17 protein-coding genes are annotated in these 18535 nt (G+C 40.0%); 14 read left to right on the top strand and 3 right to left on the bottom strand.

Going from position 1 to position 18535, the window contains the following annotated elements:
- Positions 1-83 precede the first annotated feature (83 nt).
- The 5 genes from QR42_RS09015 (at position 84) to QR42_RS08995 (ending at position 4679) form a co-directional block, all read left to right on the top strand.
- Complete coding sequence (locus tag QR42_RS09015; RefSeq protein WP_024425669.1) at positions 84-860, top strand: MurR/RpiR family transcriptional regulator; 777 nt, start codon at positions 84-86, stop codon at positions 858-860.
- Positions 861-990: 130 nt separating this feature from the next.
- The gene (gene pfkB / locus QR42_RS09010) at positions 991-1905 is read left to right on the top strand and encodes a 1-phosphofructokinase (RefSeq protein ID WP_039179083.1); all 915 of its coding nucleotides are present in this window, start codon (positions 991-993) and stop codon (positions 1903-1905) included.
- Positions 1906-1917: 12 nt separating this feature from the next.
- Complete coding sequence (locus QR42_RS09005; protein WP_039179080.1) at positions 1918-3333, top strand: PTS fructose transporter subunit IIC; 1416 nt, start codon at positions 1918-1920, stop codon at positions 3331-3333.
- Positions 3334-3348: 15 nt separating this feature from the next.
- Positions 3349-3807, top strand: coding sequence for a PTS sugar transporter subunit IIA (locus QR42_RS09000; protein WP_039179076.1), 459 nt, complete (start codon positions 3349-3351; stop codon positions 3805-3807).
- Between the two features lie 2 nt (positions 3808-3809).
- On the top strand, positions 3810-4679 hold the full coding sequence (locus QR42_RS08995; protein ID WP_039179072.1) for a class II fructose-bisphosphate aldolase: 870 nt from the start codon (positions 3810-3812) through the stop codon (positions 4677-4679).
- Between the two features lie 38 nt (positions 4680-4717).
- Here QR42_RS08995 and QR42_RS08990 read toward each other — a convergent pair whose 3' ends face one another.
- Entirely contained in the window at positions 4718-6238 is a 1521-nt protein-coding gene (locus QR42_RS08990) for an MDR family MFS transporter (protein ID WP_039179069.1), read from the bottom strand.
- 171 nt (positions 6239-6409) lie between these two features.
- On the opposite strand from QR42_RS08990, the gene QR42_RS08985 reads away from it, so the two are divergent.
- The 3 genes from QR42_RS08985 (at position 6410) to QR42_RS08975 (ending at position 9098) form a co-directional block, all read left to right on the top strand.
- The gene (locus QR42_RS08985) at positions 6410-6829 is read left to right on the top strand and encodes a MarR family winged helix-turn-helix transcriptional regulator (protein WP_044335851.1); all 420 of its coding nucleotides are present in this window, start codon (positions 6410-6412) and stop codon (positions 6827-6829) included.
- A 376-nt stretch (positions 6830-7205) separates the two neighbouring features.
- Positions 7206-8759: a ribonuclease YeeF family protein gene (locus QR42_RS08980; RefSeq protein WP_084096390.1), complete on the top strand. Its 1554-nt coding sequence runs from the start codon at positions 7206-7208 to the stop codon at positions 8757-8759.
- A 21-nt stretch (positions 8760-8780) separates the two neighbouring features.
- Positions 8781-9098 carry a hypothetical protein gene (locus QR42_RS08975; RefSeq protein ID WP_039179063.1) on the top strand — a complete coding sequence of 106 codons (318 nt, stop codon included), beginning with the start codon at positions 8781-8783 and terminating at the stop codon, positions 9096-9098.
- Between the two features lie 503 nt (positions 9099-9601).
- Here the strand turns inward: QR42_RS08975 and QR42_RS08970 are convergent.
- Positions 9602-10066, bottom strand: coding sequence for a hypothetical protein (locus QR42_RS08970; protein WP_039179059.1), 465 nt, complete (start codon positions 10064-10066; stop codon positions 9602-9604).
- A gap of 21 nt (positions 10067-10087) precedes the next feature.
- Entirely contained in the window at positions 10088-10567 is a 480-nt protein-coding gene (locus QR42_RS08965) for a GyrI-like domain-containing protein (protein WP_039179057.1), read from the bottom strand.
- A gap of 108 nt (positions 10568-10675) precedes the next feature.
- On the opposite strand from QR42_RS08965, the gene QR42_RS08960 reads away from it, so the two are divergent.
- The 6 genes from QR42_RS08960 (at position 10676) to QR42_RS08935 (ending at position 18533) form a co-directional block, all read left to right on the top strand.
- Positions 10676-11638 (top strand): helix-turn-helix transcriptional regulator, encoded by a 963-nt coding sequence (locus QR42_RS08960; protein ID WP_039179054.1) that lies wholly within the window; start codon positions 10676-10678, stop codon positions 11636-11638.
- Between the two features lie 344 nt (positions 11639-11982).
- On the top strand, positions 11983-13470 hold the full coding sequence (gene tcuA, locus QR42_RS08955) for an FAD-dependent tricarballylate dehydrogenase TcuA (RefSeq protein ID WP_039179051.1): 1488 nt from the start codon (positions 11983-11985) through the stop codon (positions 13468-13470).
- A gap of 167 nt (positions 13471-13637) precedes the next feature.
- On the top strand, positions 13638-14510 hold the full coding sequence (locus tag QR42_RS08950) for a LysR family transcriptional regulator (RefSeq protein ID WP_039179048.1): 873 nt from the start codon (positions 13638-13640) through the stop codon (positions 14508-14510).
- Between the two features lie 380 nt (positions 14511-14890).
- Entirely contained in the window at positions 14891-16963 is a 2073-nt protein-coding gene (locus tag QR42_RS08945) for a BglG family transcription antiterminator (RefSeq protein ID WP_268746364.1), read from the top strand.
- A gap of 15 nt (positions 16964-16978) precedes the next feature.
- Complete coding sequence (locus tag QR42_RS08940; protein ID WP_039179043.1) at positions 16979-17245, top strand: PTS sugar transporter subunit IIB; 267 nt, start codon at positions 16979-16981, stop codon at positions 17243-17245.
- A 25-nt stretch (positions 17246-17270) separates the two neighbouring features.
- On the top strand, positions 17271-18533 hold the full coding sequence (locus QR42_RS08935; RefSeq protein WP_039179039.1) for a PTS ascorbate transporter subunit IIC: 1263 nt from the start codon (positions 17271-17273) through the stop codon (positions 18531-18533).
- Positions 18534-18535 lie beyond the last annotated feature (2 nt).

Below are 18535 nucleotides of genomic sequence, written 5' to 3'. Positions count from 1 at the left end.
TTCACCTAAATACATGACAAAAGAATCATCTTGTTTTTATTGGGCATTTAATTATAGTATGAAATGAGTAAGGGGGAATCGAATTGAACGAATCATTATTTAACATCCCAAGCGATGTATATCAAACGTTAAGTGAAACAGAACGTTATTTACTCAATTATATTCACCAGCATTTAGAGGATATCTCCACCTTATCCATTGTCACTTTAAGCGAAAGAGCCAATGTATCGACAGCCACAATTGTCAGACTGATGAAAAAAATTGGTTATAATGGCTATACATCCTTTAAATATCGATTGAAACAAGAAAAGAAAATGACAGATGCAAGCGACCAGCTCAAGAATATTGATGAAGACATCAAACTAGCGATTCGGAAAAATGAAGAAGAGGTTTTAAAGACGATCCAGCTGCAAAGTATTGGACAAATTGAAGATGCCGTTCAAAAAATACATAATGCAGACAAAATTTATATTTTCGGCAGAGGCTTCTCAGAAATGATCGCCAAAGAGATGACCATCAAATTACAGCTCATCGGGAAAACATGTGAAGTACACGACGATCCGAATATCATTCGGCTGAAATCGCGAGACATTGAAAAAAGTGAGCTTGCCATCTTTGTTTCATTAAATGGCGAAACAGCTGAGCTCGTTGAAGCGTGTCAAAACCTCAGCATGAAGCAAGTCACAACCATTACGGTCACGACAAGAATAGATTCTACATTAAGCAAAATATCAGATATGACACTAGTCGGATATAAAGGGGAACAATCTTTCTTCCCAGATTATGAAGTCAGATCCCGCCTATCTCTCCATGTCATTGCCCGCATTTTACTCGATGCCTATGTGATCCGAATGAAATAACCAATAAGAAAGCCTTCGAGACTTTGATCTGGAAGGCTTTTTCTCATGAAAACCTTTACACATTCTGAAAACATTTTCACTGAATCGTATGAGATACTTTCTTTAGAGAAAAGAAAGAAGGTGAAACCAATTGATTTATACCTGCACCTTAAATCCTGCTATTGACCTATATATTGCATTAAAAGAAATGCGGGCAAATGCAGTCAACCGTACGGAAGATGAAGATTATCAGCCGAATGGAAAAGGCGTGAACGTGTCGATTATGCTAAAGAAATATGGCTTCACCAGCACTGCATTAGGGTTTATCGCTGGGTTTTCAGGCTCTTATATTGAACAATCCTTAAAGGATCTCTCTATTCAGACCGATTTTATCTCGGTTGAGGGAATTACACGCATTAATGTTTTTATCAATACGACAGAAGAATACAAGCTCGTGAACCAGGGCCCTGCGATTGAAGAAAGAGCGCTTCACGCCTTTCGTGAGAAAATTGCAGCTATCCCGCAGGGGGGCATCCTTATCATGTCAGGCAGTTTGCCAAAGGGCGTTCCTGCCAGCATTTTTTCAGAAGTAGCAGCTATTTGCCATCAACAGAAGGTCAAGTTCATTTTAGACACAAGCTCTGCAGCGGTTCTTGAGACGCTTCAATACAAGCCGTATTTATTAAAACCAAATGAAGAAGAAATGGCTGCTTTTTTCGGCAAAACACATCCTCTGTCAGAAAAAGAACTCATTCAATCAGGAGAAAAGCTTATTGAGATGGGTGCAGAGCAAGTACTTATTTCCCGCGGGGGAGAAGGGGCTTTGTTCATTACGAAAAACGCCGTCTTAAAAGGAAACGCACCGACAGGCATTGTAGTAAACACAGCTTGCTCTGGAGATGCGATGCTTGCAGCTTTTCTTAGTAAACAGCTTGAAGGACATTCACCTGAAGAATGCTTACGCTACGGCATTGCAACAGGAGCCTCTACCGCATTTTCGAAAGGCTTAAGTGATTTACATGACATTGATTCATTGATTGAGCAAGTACACATACAGAAAATATAAGGGGGAATACACATGAGCCGTAAAAAAATTGTCGCTGCAACCGGCTGTCCAACAGGCATTGCACACACATTTATGGCAGCTGAAGCATTAAAAATCGCTGCTGAGCAACTAGGGGTCGACATCAAAGTCGAAACGCATGGTCAAGTAGGAATTGAAAACGCTTTAACTGATCAAGACATTATGGAAGCAGATGGAGTCATTGTGGCAGCCGACAAAGATGTGCATACAGACCGTTTTCACGGCAAGCCATTGATTGAAGTACCTGTAGCCAAAGGCATTCGAACGCCGACTGAGCTGATTCAGAGCATTATCAATGGAGATGCTCCCGTTCATCAAGTGAAAGGAAGAGCTTCTGGAACAGAGAAACCATCTGCTCCTTCATCCTCTCAACAAAAATCGGCAAATAAATGGATACACACCATTTATAAGCACTTAATGAACGGTGTATCACACATGCTGCCATTTGTCGTTGGAGGCGGGGTCTTAATAGCTATTTCCTTCCTATTCGGAATCTACTCTGCTGATCCTCAGCACGAAACGTATCATCCGTTTGCTGCCTATTTGAAAAGCATTGGAGGACTTGGCTTTAGCTTAATGGTACCAATTTTAGCAGCATTTATCGCTGATTCAATTGCAAGACGCCCAGGGATGGTCGTCGGTTTTATAGGAGGGCTCCTTGCAAATGATGGAGGTGCTGGCTTCTTAGGCGGTATTATCGCAGGTTTTGCAGCAGGATATATCATTTTATTGCTTCAATTCTTGCTTCAAAAATTACCAGCATCACTTGATGGATTAAAATCGATCTTCATCTATCCTGTCATCGGTATTTTCTTAATTGGGGCTGTGATGACCCCGCTATTGGTTCCCATCACAGGGTTAAATAATTCCTTAATGGATTTTCTCTCATCTGTACAATCCACAAATCCGCTGCTTTTAGGCTTAATTGTTGGAGCAATGTGTGGATTTGATATGGGCGGACCATTTAACAAAGCAGCCTATGTTACAGGAACGGCTTTACTTGCACAAGGCAACCTTTACTTTATGGCAGGTGTGTCTGCAGCATGTATCACACCACCACTTATCATTGCGATTGCTACAACCATTTTCCGAAAACATTTCACGCCACAAGAACGAAATGCTGGGGCAATCAACTATATTCTGGGGGCGACACATATTACAGAAGGAGCCATCCCATTTGCGGCAAAAAACCCAGTCGTTGTCCTGCCAATTATCATGTTTGGTTCCGCCATCTCTGCTATATTGACATATTTGTTTGGCGTGCAGGTTCCAGCTCCGCATGGTGGATTCCTTGTCCTTCCAGTTGTCACAGGTGCATTCCAATGGGTGCTTTCCATACTAATCGGATCAATTGTAGGTGCGATTCTATACGGACTTTACCGTAAAAAAATAGACAAACCCGCAGTTTAAGAGGGAGGAAGAGAAATAATGGAACATATCTATATGAATCTTCACGAAACAGCTTCTTCACAGGCTGGCGTGTTCGCAGCCATTGCTGACATTGCCTACAAAGCAGGTATTTGCACCTCACCAGAGGAAGTCAAAAAAGGCTTAGCGGAAAGAGAAGCTCTGAGTACAACCGGTTTTCAAGATGGATTTGCCATTCCGCATACACAAACAGAAGCCATCACGAAACCAGCACTTGTGATCGTCCGCACGGAAACAGGCATTGAATGGGACGCTTTTGATGGGAAGCCTTGCTTTTTCTTCTTATCCTTATTGATTCCTAAAAGTGAAGCAGGTACGACTCATTTAAAGGCTCTTTCTGCCCTTTCACGAGGCTTAATGGATGAAACGAAACGTCAAAAACTGCTGGAAACAAGAACAAATGAAGACATGCTGGCTGTATTAGAAACGGATATTTTAACGAGAGAGGATGTTTGATCATGCCTTTACTTTCAACAACACCAATGCTTGAGGATGCGAAAAAAGAAAAATACGGAATTGTGGCATTTAATGTACACTCCTTTGACAGTATCTATTGGGTACTCGAAACGGCAGCAGAATTAAAGTCACCTGTGATATTGCAAACAACGGTTGGAACGGTTCAATCTCTTGGAGCAAAAGCGATTGCAGATACAGTGAAGGCGGCGGCTGATCAATATCAAATCCCAATCGGTCTGCACCTCGATCATTGCACAGACTTTGATGTGATTCTCACCTGTATCAGAGCGGGATATACATCCGTTATGATCGATGCATCGATGCACTCATATGAAGAAAATGTTCGCCGCACAAAAGAAGTTGTGGACCTCGCATTAAAAGTAGGGGTGAACGTTGAAGCAGAATTAGGCAAGGTAGGCGGTGTCGAAGATGATATCGTCGTTGATGAAAAGGATGCTGAAAAAGCCATTCCATCAGAATGCCGTCAATTTGTAGAAGAAACTGGGGTGCCCACTTTAGCGCCTGCGATTGGTACTGCCCATGGCATTTATAAAGGGGTGCCGGATATTGACTTTGCCCGCATTGAACAAATTGCGGACCTGGTCGATGTACCACTTGTTCTCCACGGTGGTTCTGCTGTACCGGATGAGGATGTGAAGCGATGCGTTGCACTTGGTATGGCAAAGGTGAATGTCTCAACTGAATTGAAAAATGCATACTCCGAGGCCATACGTGATCATTTCTCAAATGAACCTGAAAGCTTAGATCCGCGTATGTATTTACAAAAAGCAAAACAAGCAGCAAAAGACATGGTCCAATCGAAAATACGAATCGTTGGCAGTGAGGGCAAAGCCCATCCGCTATATCAATAAGAAAAAAAGCAGAGCTGCAATTGCTCTGCTTTTTCACATTATTCGTTTTCTTTCATTTCATTTGATGTACGTACTCGTGCATTTCCCATAAATATGACTGTAATCGCCGCAAGTGCAATCGGGAATAAAGCAAGCAAAAATACATACGTAATACTTTGTGACATTGCATCGATGACTTTATTTAAAATATCAATCGGAATTTGTGAGCGGGCACCTTCTTGGAAAATAGCCTGTGGATCGCCTATTTGAGAAGGGGTTCCTTTCATTCCGCTAAAGGCATCAGCTAAACGATTTGTCAGCACATTGGTTTGAATCGTCCCGAAAATCGTGACACCGAGCGTCATCCCAAGTGATCTCATAAATGAATTGGTCGAGTTTGCACTGCCTCGATAGCGCGGCTCAAGATCATTCATTGAAGCTGACGGCAGAAGGGAGAAGCTGAACCCGACCCCAAAGCCTGATATCATCATAAAGAGTGTGAGCCACAGTCTTGCTGTATCTGGTGACATATTGGCAAGCAGCAGCATCCCAGCGAAAAATGAAATGACAGAGATGGTCATAAGACGTCTGAAAGGCACTTTCGTCTGCATCGTTCCGCCAATCATACTGCCAATGACTGATCCAATCATCATCGGTGTTAAAATAAACCCTGCACTTGTTGCAGATTCACCGTACACCGCCTGCACGAAAATAGGAATAAACACAGCAAGAATAATGAATGTCCCACCATATAAAAACGCCAAAATTTGAGATGTCGCAAATAATCGATTTTTAAACATCCAAAATGAGATAATCGGTTCCTCAGCTTTACGCTCAACAATAAAGAAGATCGTACCGAACACAAGAAACACAGCAAAAAGTGTGAGGATTTGCACCGAATCCCAAGCATACGATTTACCGCCAAGCTCAAGCGCGAACATTAAGCTGACAACCGCAACGACAAGTGTAATAGCACCTGACCAGTCGATTTTCTGCTTGCGATGTTCAAGCGATTCCTGATAGTATCTGGCGATCAAGAAGACACTGACAATACCAATCGGCACATTAATATAGAAAACCCAATGCCAGCCGATCGAATCCGTAATAATAGCACCTAAGAGCGGTCCGAGTACACTTGATAAACCAAAGACAGCTCCAAACATACCAGACATTTTTCCGCGCTTTTCAGGCGGGAAGATGTCAAAGATAATTGTAAATGCGATTGGAAGAAGGGCACCGCCTCCAAGCCCTTGAATGGCTCGGTAAATAATGAGCTGATCCATCGTTTGTGCGATACCGCACAGCGCTGATCCAATTAAAAAGAAAATAAGTCCAAACAGAAAAAAACGCTTTCGACCATACATATCAGAAAGCTTTCCGTAAATCGGCATTCCCGCCATTACTGCCACCATATAAGAAGCCGTCACCCAAGCAAATTTATCAAAACTGCCCAAATCTGCTACGATGCTTCCCATCGCTGTTGCAACAATGGTATTGTCCATCGCTGCCATAAAAATACCTAACAGCAAACCGATGACAACAAAGCGAGTGGATGCCTTGCCTTTATCCACATGATTCATTTCATTTACCTCCTGCTTACGTTCTCTCCTTATTTTTGCTATGATCAACTTAAATATTAAAGTAAGAGAACATTTATCTTGATGATCAAGATAAATTGATTTTAAAGGGAGGAGAACAAGTTGTCAATAAAGAACGAGGCTGAAGACAGAGCAACCCAGATCATCCATACAATGAGGCGCCTCGCCACACGAACCGTTTTATTCCACCAAGCGGCCGCCCAATCACTCGGCCTTTTTCCAACAGATCTCAAATCAGCTGATTTATTAAATGAACTCGGCCCCCTTACAGCAGGAGAACTAAGTGAAAAAACAGGCCTTAGCTCAGGTGCAGTCACAGCTCTTATTGACCGCCTTGAAAAAGCGGGCTACGCCAAAAGAGAAAAGGACCCAAAGGACAAACGAAGAGTTATCATCGTTCCATTAACGGCAGGGAAATCACAGGTGAAAGAACTCTTTCGATCCTTATCAACATCAACGAAGGAACTCACAAATGAATACAAACCAGAAGAATTAGACTTAATTATTCAATTTATAACTGAAGCAGCAGATATCATGGAGCAAGAACTTCAATTGCTTAAGTCTAAATCGTAAAAAGTACACTAATGCGGGTGTGCTTTTTCTAAGTGCATTCCTAATTCATGTAGGGATTGCCTCGACTAGTGACATCTTCCTTACCATAAAAGTGCTCTATAACTCTTTTTTATAATGGAGTAGCTCAAAAAAATGTTCTATTTAAAAGATTGTTCTAAAAACTACATTATAATTGTTATGACAAAAGTGGAGCTAATGAATTCTATAGTTTGCTTTTCAATTGAAACAATGTTCATTTACATAATCAGTATTGTTTTTGTATCTTAATGCCTATTTAATGATAAACTTTGTATTGGTAAAATTGGCCTTGTCAAAGAATAGGAGGGAGTGAATTCTTCTGGGCAAGATACTTGATGCAAAAGCACTAACAAGTGCCATGGACACAAGGGCAAAACACTATCAGGAACTCCGTGAACAAATGGTAGATTTAAAAAAGGCATTACAAGGTGTTGCTAACCTCGGTGATGATTTTACTGGGAAAGGTGCCGATAACATTAAAAGCTTTTATAAAGAGCTCTCCGGAAATGTAGACATGTTTATCAGCTTCATTGATAAGCAAAAAGCCTTTCATGACGGTGTTTCTGGGACACTTGATGATACGAGCTTTGGCGGCGATACCTTTGTAGAAGAACACTTTTTAGACAACGCAGTACATATGGGCATCAAGAATGCCAAAAGCATTGTGAAGGATCAAAAAAAGGCACTCAGAACGATTTTTCAAGACATTGATGACCTCATTTCCCTAGAGGTATTTGATAGCCAAACCTTTGATGAAAAAATAGAAGATGCGGAAGATGAACGAAAAAAAACGGTCAAAGAACTAAGAGAGCTTGATCAAAATTTAAAAGATGAATATGCTTTGTCAGAGACAGAGCAGCAAGCTACAATGGCATTGTACGCTGAAATGATGAATGCGACAAATGACGGAAAAGCGATTTCGCCTATGAATTTTGACAAGAAAGCGTATCAAAATAGCGACATCTACAAGGCAAAGAGCGATATTGAGAAGCAAACTTCTGAATATCTGAAAATCAAAAAAGAACAAGAAGAAGCCCGCAAGGTCGCAAAGGAACAAGAAGCGCTCGCCAACCGCCCTTGGTATGAAAAAGCGCTCGATTATGGTGGAAACATCGTGAATGAACTGACCGGTGTGAACGATGCAAAACGTGCCGCAACAGGCGTTGATCCAATCACAGGCGAGGAACTCACCGCAGGCCAGCGAGTCGCGGCAGGAGGCATGGCAGCAGCAGGCTACATCCCAATCGTCGGCTGGGCAGGCCGCATTTTCAAAGGCGGAAAAGCTGTCTATAAAACGACCCAAGCCACATCAGCCGCAGTCAGGGCAGTCGACATTTACAAGACATCACAAAAATCCTTTGACGCCCTGAAAACATCTCAAAAAGGATTATATGGCCTAACCGCCACCAACGGCTTCAGCGAAGCAATCACAGGCCGAGACATGTTTGGAAACAAGATCTCAAAAGAACAGCAGGAAGCAAGTATGAATGCGGCGCTAGGAATGCTTTTGCCGTTTGGGGCGAAAGGGTTTCATGGTAAAATGGGGGTTAAGGGTACGGGTGAAATTGGTTGGAATATGTCAAAAGGCGGAGGGAAAATAAATGGAAGAATGTATTCTCACCATGCTTTGGAAAGAATGGCACCTGATACTCCTGAAGTAAAAGCTACTTTAACAAGTAGAGCAATTAAAAAAGCTGAAGAATTAGGATTTAAACCACAAACAAAAGAATTTAGTGATTTCATCAAAAAATATGTTGATCCAAGAAATATTCCACCTTCAGTTATTGAAGACGCTATAATGAATACGAAAAAGATACCTGGTAATAGAAGTGGAACGTTTGTTCATGAAACTCGGGATGTCAAAGTAATTATAAATGAAGCAGGCGATGTTATCACAGTTATACCAAAATAATTAATAAAAGGATGAATACGAATGTTTATCAAGTATGATGAATATGATCTATTAGAACTTTTTCAAAGTGAGCCGGTGAGTATAACAGGCAATATAGATGATGGAGAATTAATTTATACTTACAAAGATGACCAAAATTTCAAGGTGATTTTAACTTTAGATGTATATAAGCAAACGAGTAGTCTAAGTATTACATTTAATGATTCTATAGTATTTACAGGTGATTTTAATAATGTAACAAGTATAAAAAAAGATGACAAAGCTATGGTAATGAACGTGGGCGAAGAAGAGAGGCTAAAAGTTAAATTTTATAAACAAGTTGGAGTGGAGTTACTTTAAAATAGCCTTATTGTATTAGAAAGAAATATAAAACAAATATGATATTCTCTCAGATAAATCAGTAGGTGAAGTAGTTGATACTTCTAAATATAATGTTATTGTTATCATACCTTGACTGGCTATATGCCTTTCAAGGTTTTTGTGTTTATTGGCCTTCATACCGATAAAATGGGGATCTTTTTTCCTGAGTGGGTCATCGTATGATAGAGACAAGCAAAACTAGGCACTCACAGCTTTTATGGTGAGTGTTTTTTAATGAGGGATACTTCACCTCATTTTCTTTGAATATAGATCTGAAAAAAGTATAGATGTTAAACAGTGAAATAGCAGACTAATCGCTTTGACGGCGAACTTCTTCATAAGAAAATAAGGTTGGTACAATAAACAGAATAACATCCTCTAATAATACATAGAGAATGCTGCTCTGTTTAGAAGGTGGAAATTATTTTAATTTATTTGTTCAATCAGATTCACAAATTCGAGTAAAGAAAGTGTTTCTCAACTCAATATTCCCCTTTAATTTTAAAGAATGACCCACGAATCGTTCCAGCTAGTTTAGACTTCTGCCTAGCAAATTTAAATTTTCCTTCTAATTCCTTTGGTACGTCCATCCCTTCAGAAAGCTTAAAACCAACAGCGCGTTTTTTCGGGTCATCCACTGTATACAGGACGTTAATTGCAAGACCATCCTCATAAAAGACGTAGGTCCATTTGATATTTTCCACTTGAAAACTTGCCGTTTCTAAAGGTTTGGCTGCAAACTCTAGTTCACGTTCTTCTTTTAACACTCGGTTCACATAATCAAGGGTCTCCTGACTTTCGCTGGCAGGTAATACTGTAAATGCATGCTTATATTTGTTCATAAAGTAACGAGCCTCATTCGCTCGTAAGCCAGCAAGTGCTTCTGCTACAGGTGAAGACTCTAAACCAATTGTAGACACATGTTTAAAATCAACGATATAAGCCATTTCTATCCCTCCATATCCTTCTTATTTCCGTACAACAGGAATCCACATCTCACCAAGTAATAAGTCGTTTCGCTGTCCCATTTCTACCACTGCATTTGGTCCACCAACATAGGCGAAATTCTTTGCTTCAGGCAAGACTTGACCAAATGCAATGCCAGTAAGCGTTTGATGCAATTCATCAGCTGTTTTAGCTTCCCCTTTAACGATTAGATATTCCCCTTTAGGAAATTGAATCACTCTGTCCGCTTCTGGTAACGATTCCTCTGTCATGACCCCGACATAATGCATCAGCTTATTATTTACCGCTTCGTTTACGATAAAAATATAGTCATTTGTGGCAATGGCTTTTAAGGTGTCAAGCTGACCTTCTTGGTTGACTGCTTGCCAAAAGTCTGCTTTTTCCTTCGTTATGCCCGCATAGTCTGTGTAATGACTCTGAAGTTCAGTTCCAATACCTAACACGTGAAAGCTGTCTTTTTCTTCTAGTATATACTCTGCCATATCCAACACTTCCTTTTGAAAAATTGATCAAATGTTTTTTCTTTTCACTTGATAAATATATAATAGGCTTAAATCATGTCAAAAAATGATACTGTTTAGGGGGACCAGATGAAAAAAGTTGAACGGATTAATACCATCATGCGGTATATTAACAACCGCTCCAACTTTACAATTACTGAAATCATGAGAGAATTTCATATCTCTCGTTCGACAGCAATTAGAGACATCAGAGAAATTGAAGCTATGGGGATGCCACTTGTCGCAGAAGTAGGAAGGGACGGAGGATATTTTGTGATGAACAATTCTGTCCTGCCAACTGTCCGTTTTACCGATAATGAGATTAAAGCTCTTTTTATTGCTTTTATGGCCACGAGAAACCAACAACTCCCTTATTTAAAGAGTCGCCAGTCTTTAGCTGAAAAATTACTAGGACTCATCTCTGAAACCCAGCAAGATGACCTTGTTCTGTTAAATCGCCTCTTGCTATTTGAAGGAACCAACCCGAATAATCCTGATCTGCTTGATTTGTCCGATCTCCCTCACCCCATGTTAGAAAAATTAATCCAATTGCTTATTTTGGATCGATATTTACTGATTACCATGAGAGAGGAGAAAGTGATCAAGTCCTATCCTATTTACCTTTTGAACCTTTATCGTGAAAAAAGCCTGTGGTTGATTGAATGCTTTGATGTAAAGGAAGAGAAGAAACGGATTTTGCCTGTCGACAATCTCACAGATGTAGAACCATACTCTTCAAAAAATAGATTAAGCAGGAAAAAGATTTTAGAAAAACTAAGTAAGCAGGAGGAAGTAATCAACATTGTCCTTGAACTTGGTCCAAAGGCAATTGCACAGTTCAAAAAATACCATCCTTTCAAAATGTCAATTTCTTATACGAATCCTTACCAAACTACAGCCATTTTAAAGACTTTTATCAATGTTAATCATTCAGAAGAAATAACCGAAATAACAAATTGGCTATTTTTCCTAGGCGATGATATCAAGGTCCGGGAAATGCCTGTAGAAATCTTGGAAAGTTTACAAGAGAGACTACTCCTATATTGTCCATAATCAATGCTGGTTAGACCTCATGGTAACCGTACCATAAGTAAATAGGGTTTTTTAGAAAGTGCCTCATCCTTATCTGGGAAGGCATTTTTATATTATAGAGGGATCTAACTCCTTGATATTAGTTTGAACCATTATCTCTAGAGAATTTATCTAAAAGTCCTTGTGTTTAATTAGCTAAATGTTTACATAGATAAACCTATTAATAATTGCAAGTAATCAACAGTTATAAACAAAATTTTAAATTGAATTAAAAAAACATATATTTTACTTATGGCTATATCTTCTTTAACATTAATGTACAGTCACATTTAATGTTAAAAATAAAGTCAAGGAGGAGTAGCTGAGTGAATAACTCTTATGATGTTATCGTTGTTGGCGGGGGTAATGCGGCTTTGTGTGCTGCTATTAGTGCGCATGAAGGAGGGGCAAATGTACTTGTTCTTGAAAGGGCACCTATGGAAAAACGTGGAGGAAATTCATATTTCACAGATGGTGCAATTCGAGTAGCCTATAACAGACTAGATATGTTAAGAGAAGTGCTTCCGGATTTAACAGATTATGACTCAGAACAAATTGTAATGCCTCCTTATACAGAGGATGATTTCATGAATGATTTGATGAGAGTGACTTCTGGTAAAAGTGATAACAAATTAGCCCGCCATTTAATTTCAAAATCTTTTGAAACTATTAAGTGGATGTATAAGAACGGAGTAAAATTTGAATTAAATTATAATAATCAGTCATATGAAAAAGAAGGAAAACGGCATTTTTGGGGTGGTTTACCTCTTAAGACTTCTGGAAAAGGTGTTGGCCTCATCAAACAACTTTATCAGCGTGTTGATCAATTAGGAATAAAAGTGGAGTATGATGCCAGAACGGTTGATTTAATGAGTGGTGATGATGGGGTAACAGGTGTAGTAGTCGAAAAGAACGGTGAGTTAGTTCAAATTCATTCTAAGACCATCATTCTTGCATGTGGTAGTTTTGAAGCAAATAAAAAGATGAGAATCGAATTCCTGGGTAAGGAATGGGAAGGTGCGATTGTCAGAGGTACGGAATATAACACTGGAGACGGCTTGGATATGGCAGTGAAAGCTGGTGCTTCTAAATATGGAGATTGGAGCAGCTGCCATTCTATAGGCACTGATTATAATGCTCCAGCGGTTGGTGATTTTAACAAGCCTGGCGATATTTACAAGAAATCCTCTTTTCCACTTGGCTTAATGTTTAATTTGGAAGGGAAGAGATTTGTAGATGAAGGAGCAGATTTCAGGAATTATACGTACGCTAAATATGGAAGAGAAATTCTCAAGCAGCCCGGTCATAAAGCATTTCAAGTATTTGATGCCAAAGTACATCCATTATTACGCGATGAATATACTTTGGACGAAGCTACCTTCTATCAAGCTGATAGCTTAGAAGAACTTGCAGACTTAATGAAAATCAGTAAAGAAGTGTTTAAAGATACGATACAAGAATATAATTTGTCCGTGCAAGAAGGAGACTATAATCCTTCCATTAAGGATGGAAAGGAGACTGTAGGGATAACGCCGCCAAAAACAAATTGGGCGCTGACAATAGATCAAGCACCTTATTATGCTTATCCGGTAACATGCGGTGTTACCTTTGCATTTGGCGGTCTTCGAGTGAATACAAATGCCGAGGTCTTAAATTCTAAGAATAAACCTATTAAGGGTTTATACGCAGCTGGTGAGATGGTAGGGGGTATTTTCTATGAGAACTATCCAGGTGGTTCAGGTTTAATGTCTGGTTCAGTATTTGGAAAAACTGCTGGTTTCAATGCTGCATCAATTCTAAAACAACATGCATAGAAATAGGGCTATCGGATAAGGGGGACTCTTTAAGAGTCCCTCTTCTGCATGTAAATCAGTAAATATACTATGATTCCTGAGCCCTCGGTTTGCTGATATGAATGACCACCTACACTTATAACAAGAACACATCTATAATTATAATAAACTTAGAAAGGATGACCACTATGGATGAAAAAGATTGGATTTTACTTGATATCCTTTACAATGAACAAAATTTAACAAAAACAGCGGAAAGATTGTATACATCTCAGCCCTCAATTACTTATAGATTAAATAAAATTGAGGAACTTTTTGAGATTAAATTATTTAACAAAAGACATAAGGGAATTACCTTTACTGTAGAGGGAGAGCATTTAGTTTTCTACGCACGAAGAATGTTAAAGGAACTGCAGGATACCAAGGATAAAATCGTTAACTTAGGTAAAGAGGTACAGGGACATTTAAGACTTGGCGTTTCCAGCAATTTCGCACAATATAAGCTTCCTAAATTACTTGGAGATTTTTCCAACATGTATCCCAATGTTCAATTTAATGTGCAAACTGGATGGAGCACTGATGTCATGAAGTTATTAGATGCAGGTATTGTACAAGTTGGCATAATTAGAGGGGACCATCGATGGAAAGGAGAGAAGGAGAGGCTTACAAAAGAAAAATTACTAATCATCTCTAGAGATCCCATTAATATAGGACAGCTTCCTTTGTTACCATTTATAAAATATCAGACTGATAATTCTTTAAAGACTATTCTCGATGATTGGATGTACGACAATCTAGTCCTGCAGCCAAACATAGCTATGGAAGTTGACCGACATGAGACATGCAAAGAAATGGTGAAGCAAGGGCTTGGGTACTCAATAGCACCCGAGATTTGCTTAAGAAATTCAGATAAACTATTTACAATGGAAATATATGATACTAAGAAAAAGCCATTAACTAGAGATACTTGGCTCATGTATGATCAGAAATCTACAGAGACTAAAACTGTTAAAGCATTTATTGAATTCCTAAGAGGAGAACAAGTTTTATCTGTATTATGACATCATTTTTGAATTTGTTCTTAAAAGACATTCTTTTTTTGAAATCGCATTCACTCAATGCAACGGTATAGTCATAGATACGACTCCATGAATTACTTGCAAGGCATGGGCAGTAGCCAAGGGAAAAGAAATCAAAAGATGATAAGAAGTGAAAAAACCTTGACTGGCTTTATATCATTCAAGGTTTTTTGTGTTTATTGGTCCTCAAACACTAAAAAAAGACAAAGGACTCTTTGCCTGAAAGCACACTCAAATTGTGTGTTTTTCTTATGAAAAGAGCACACAATCGCTGCACAGCACGTGCTGAAGACATTTGGACTTCTTTGATGCATGTGAGTTGATTAGACTTATAAGCAAAGAGAAGAAAGGAGGAATTCCAACTGTACTTAACCAAAAGGGGCACGACTTTACTATCTATGCTGCTTCACACGACAACTTATCTATCAATAGAAGATTTACAGAATCGGATGAAAGTCTCGACTCGAACCGTTTACGCTGAAATCCAGCGAATGAACAGCTGGCTGGAAACTCATCAGCTTAGTGGTGTGCAGCGAAAAGGTCAACTTGGCTATTATTTAAATCCTCTGGAAAAAGAAATCATTTTTCAAAAAGCTGATACCATTCTTGTTGGTCACGATTATGAACCATGTAAAAAGGAACGAAGGGCCATCTTGCTTTTATCCATAGCATGCAGCGAGCATTGCCTAAGAATTGATGATTTTATGAAGATGACAAAGGTGAGCCGAAATACATTGCTCGAGGATATGAAACAGCTAAAAGAGGCGCTTTCAAAGCAGGAGATCACACTCCGCTATCAGGCAGCAAGCGGCTATGTGATTTCAGGAGACGAAAGGTCCATTCGATTGGCACTCAAACCTTATATACATTTCATTCGCACAATGATAAAAAACGAAAAAACGTTTCCGTCATTTTGGTTAAAGGGACCTATTTCGTCCAAACGGGTACACCATCTCCTCCAGCAGTCAGAACAAGAACTTAAGCTTGAATTTGCAGATGAGATGCTGGATCAGCTCTCTTTGGATCTCTTTTTCTACTTCAAGCGGATGAAGCTAGGGCATGCTGTACACATTTCAAACGAAGAAAAGCGAACATTGCAGGAAACAGAGGAATGCTTGGCGGCTATTCGTTTCATGGCGCAGATTCAAAAAGAGGCCAGTCTCATTGTTCATGATGATGAGATCTATTTTCTTAGCACCCTATGGCTCAGTGCAAAAAAGCAAAAACTTCCATCAATTAAAAAACCAGAAGAACATCTCATTCGCACCATCGCCAGACAAATGATATTTGACTTTCAGCGATATGCTTGTATTTCCTTTCAAGAACCAAAAGCATTGGAGCAAAACTTAACCATGCATTTAATTCCAGCTTATTACAGGCTCATCTATCACATTGGTATAATCAACGAACTGACGGAGTCTATAAAAAAAGCACAGCCAGAAGTATTTGAAATCACTCAAAAAGTTGCCTGCCATTTAGAAAAGGCGGCCTGTTCAAAGTTGAGTGACCATGAAGTTGCATATCTCGCCATGCATTTTGGCAGCTGGATGAGAAGGGAAGGAATTTCATCCATTGTTAAGCGTTCTGTATACATTGTCTGCGGAGAAGGAATCGGCACAAGTTACATGCTGAAAACTCAGCTCCTCGAATTAATCGGCTACATCGAAGTACGAGGGCTGTTATCAAAGCGTGCATATGAAGAATTAGCAGCCGTTGATGCAGATTTCGTTGTGTCCACAACACCTATTTCGTTTAAAGGAAAACCAGTTCATCTCGTTCATCCTATTTTAACTGCCTATGAGAAAAAAACATTACTTCAATACGGGAAAGGCTTAGAAACGATGGTTGACGAGCAGCATGTAAACGCTTTATTCAACATCATTCAGCAGCATACCATCGTACAAAATAAACAAGCACTGCTTCGTGACATTCAGGAGCTGCTTCATCCCACATATGTATCCTATCAGAAAGGGTGGAACCCAGTGTTAAACGATTTATTAACAGAACAAACCATTAAGCTCCACCAAACAGCAGACACATGGCAAGAGGCGATTACAAAAGCGGCGCAGCCTTTACTTGACCAAAATGCCATTGAAACAAGTTATGTAGAAGCCATGATTCAGTCTGTTCATCAAAATGGTCCTTATATTGTGATTGCACCACAAGTGGCCATTCCACATGCAAGGCCCGAGGATGGCGTGAACAAATTGAGCATGACACTCATGTCATTCAAACAGCCCATTTCGTTTTCAAAGGATGGCAAAAAGCAGGTGAGGCTCGTCATTGTGTTAGCCGCTATGGACAGCATGAGCCACTTGAAAGCACTCAAACAGCTGACCATGCTGTTAAGTGAAGAGAAACGGATGAAACAATTGATTGAAGCAGAAGATTTAGCATCGGTGCAAGAATTAATTGATCAATTTTCACAAGTATAAAGGGGGAAAAAGAGAATGAAAAAAATTCTAGTTGTATGTGGAAACGGGTTAGGAAGCAGCTTTATTGTAGAAATGAATGTCAAAAAAGCATTGGAAGAATTAGGTCTTAAAGCTGAAGTGGATCATACCGATCTCAGTACAAGTAAAAATGAACAAGCAGATCTTTATATCGGCGCAGCTGATATTATTGACCAGCTGAATGACGGCACAAGAAATGTGGCTGGCTTAAATAATTTGTTAGACCAGAAAGCCATTAAGGACGTCCTTCGTCAACACATTTAAGTCATGAAAAAGGGGGATTCACATCATGATAGAACTGATCATGAACGATATATTGGGCACACCTGCCATTCTTATCGGTTTATTTGCTCTAGCCGGTTTACTTTTGCAGAAAAAATCAGCCGCAGATACTGTGTCAGGCACCTTGAAAACAACCATGGGCTTTTTAATATTAGGGGCGGGCGCTACAGTCGTCTCTGATTCACTCGGGGTTTTTCGAAAGATGTTTGAAGCAGCCTTTCACATTCAAGGGGTTGTGCCAAATACAGATGCTATGGCCGCCATTGCTCAAAAGGAATTCGGTACACAGACAGCACTCATTATGATTTTTGGCATGCTGGTCAATTTGTTACTTGCAAGATTCACACCCTTTAAATACGTCTTTTTGACTGGGCATCATACGTTGTATATGGCGGCTATGCTCGCCGTCGTTCTCTCAACAGCCGGTATGCACGGGTGGCTGCTCATCTCCACTGGCTCAATGATATTAGGGGCAGCTATGGTCATTGCCCCCGCAATCCTTCAGCCGTTTACGAGGAAAGTCACCGGAAGCAATGATCTCGCGCTCGGACACTTCAGTACTTTCGGTTATTTTACTGCGGGAATGATCGGCAAATGGGTTGGTTCTCCTGAAAAATCAACGGAAACCATTCAAGTGCCTAAATCACTCGGTTTTCTAAGAGATACATCTGTTGCCATTTCGATTACGATGGCTTTGCTGTTCTTTGCGATTGCACCGTTTGCAGGAATTCCTTTTATAGAACAAATTAGCGGGGGCACGAACTTCGCTGTCTTCATTCTCATTCAGGCGATTACGTTTGCTGCTGGTGTGTACATTATTTTAGCAGGGGTACGGATGGCCATTGGCGAGATCGTGCCTGCTTTCAAGGGGATTGCCGATCGATTCGTGAAGGGAGCAAAGCCGGCACTTGATGCGCCAACCGTTTTTCCATTTGCGCCAAATGCGGTCATTATTGGTTTTTTATGCAGCTTTGCAGGAGGCATCGTATCCATTTTTCTTTTACCTTTGTTTGGTTTAACTGTCATTGTCCCTGGTCTTGTCCCGCACTTTTTTTGCGGTGCTACAGCAGGAGTGTATGGCAATGCAACAGGAGGGGTAAGAGGTGCTGTCGCTGGGTCCTTTGTAAATGGGTTGCTTCTTTCCTTTTTACCTGCTTGTTTATTACCTGTGCTCGGAACCCTCGGCTTTGAAGGGACAACGTTTGGAGATACAGACTTTGGTATCATCGGAATCTTAATTGGATTGATCAAGTTTTTATTTCAGCTGTAAAA

Origin of the sequence: Bacillus sp. WP8 (genome assembly GCF_000800825.1) — a bacterium.
Taxonomy (GTDB): Bacteria; Bacillota; Bacilli; order Bacillales; family Bacillaceae; genus Bacillus; species Bacillus safensis.
The sequence above is the reverse complement of the archived record's forward strand: the minus strand, read 5'-3'. Positions and strand labels throughout refer to the sequence as shown.

What these genes read in the sequence shown, in the direction of transcription:
- QR42_RS09005 (WP_039179080.1), top strand. Translation starts at nt 1,918, where the DNA reads ATGAGCCGTAAAAAAATTGTCGCTGCAACCGGCTGTCCAACAGGCATT.
- QR42_RS08995 (WP_039179072.1), top strand. Translation starts at nt 3,810, where the DNA reads ATGCCTTTACTTTCAACAACACCAATGCTTGAGGATGCGAAAAAAGAA.
- QR42_RS08990 (WP_039179069.1), bottom strand. Translation starts at nt 6,238, where the DNA reads ATGAATCATGTGGATAAAGGCAAGGCATCCACTCGCTTTGTTGTCATC.
- QR42_RS08985 (WP_044335851.1), top strand. Translation starts at nt 6,410, where the DNA reads ATGAGGCGCCTCGCCACACGAACCGTTTTATTCCACCAAGCGGCCGCC.
- QR42_RS08980 (WP_084096390.1), top strand. Translation starts at nt 7,206, where the DNA reads ATGGACACAAGGGCAAAACACTATCAGGAACTCCGTGAACAAATGGTA.
- QR42_RS08975 (WP_039179063.1), top strand. Translation starts at nt 8,781, where the DNA reads ATGTTTATCAAGTATGATGAATATGATCTATTAGAACTTTTTCAAAGT.
- QR42_RS08970 (WP_039179059.1), bottom strand. Translation starts at nt 10,066, where the DNA reads ATGGCTTATATCGTTGATTTTAAACATGTGTCTACAATTGGTTTAGAG.
- QR42_RS08965 (WP_039179057.1), bottom strand. Translation starts at nt 10,567, where the DNA reads ATGGCAGAGTATATACTAGAAGAAAAAGACAGCTTTCACGTGTTAGGT.
- QR42_RS08960 (WP_039179054.1), top strand. Translation starts at nt 10,676, where the DNA reads ATGAAAAAAGTTGAACGGATTAATACCATCATGCGGTATATTAACAAC.
- QR42_RS08950 (WP_039179048.1), top strand. Translation starts at nt 13,638, where the DNA reads ATGGATGAAAAAGATTGGATTTTACTTGATATCCTTTACAATGAACAA.
- QR42_RS08940 (WP_039179043.1), top strand. Translation starts at nt 16,979, where the DNA reads ATGAAAAAAATTCTAGTTGTATGTGGAAACGGGTTAGGAAGCAGCTTT.
- QR42_RS08935 (WP_039179039.1), top strand. Translation starts at nt 17,271, where the DNA reads ATGATAGAACTGATCATGAACGATATATTGGGCACACCTGCCATTCTT.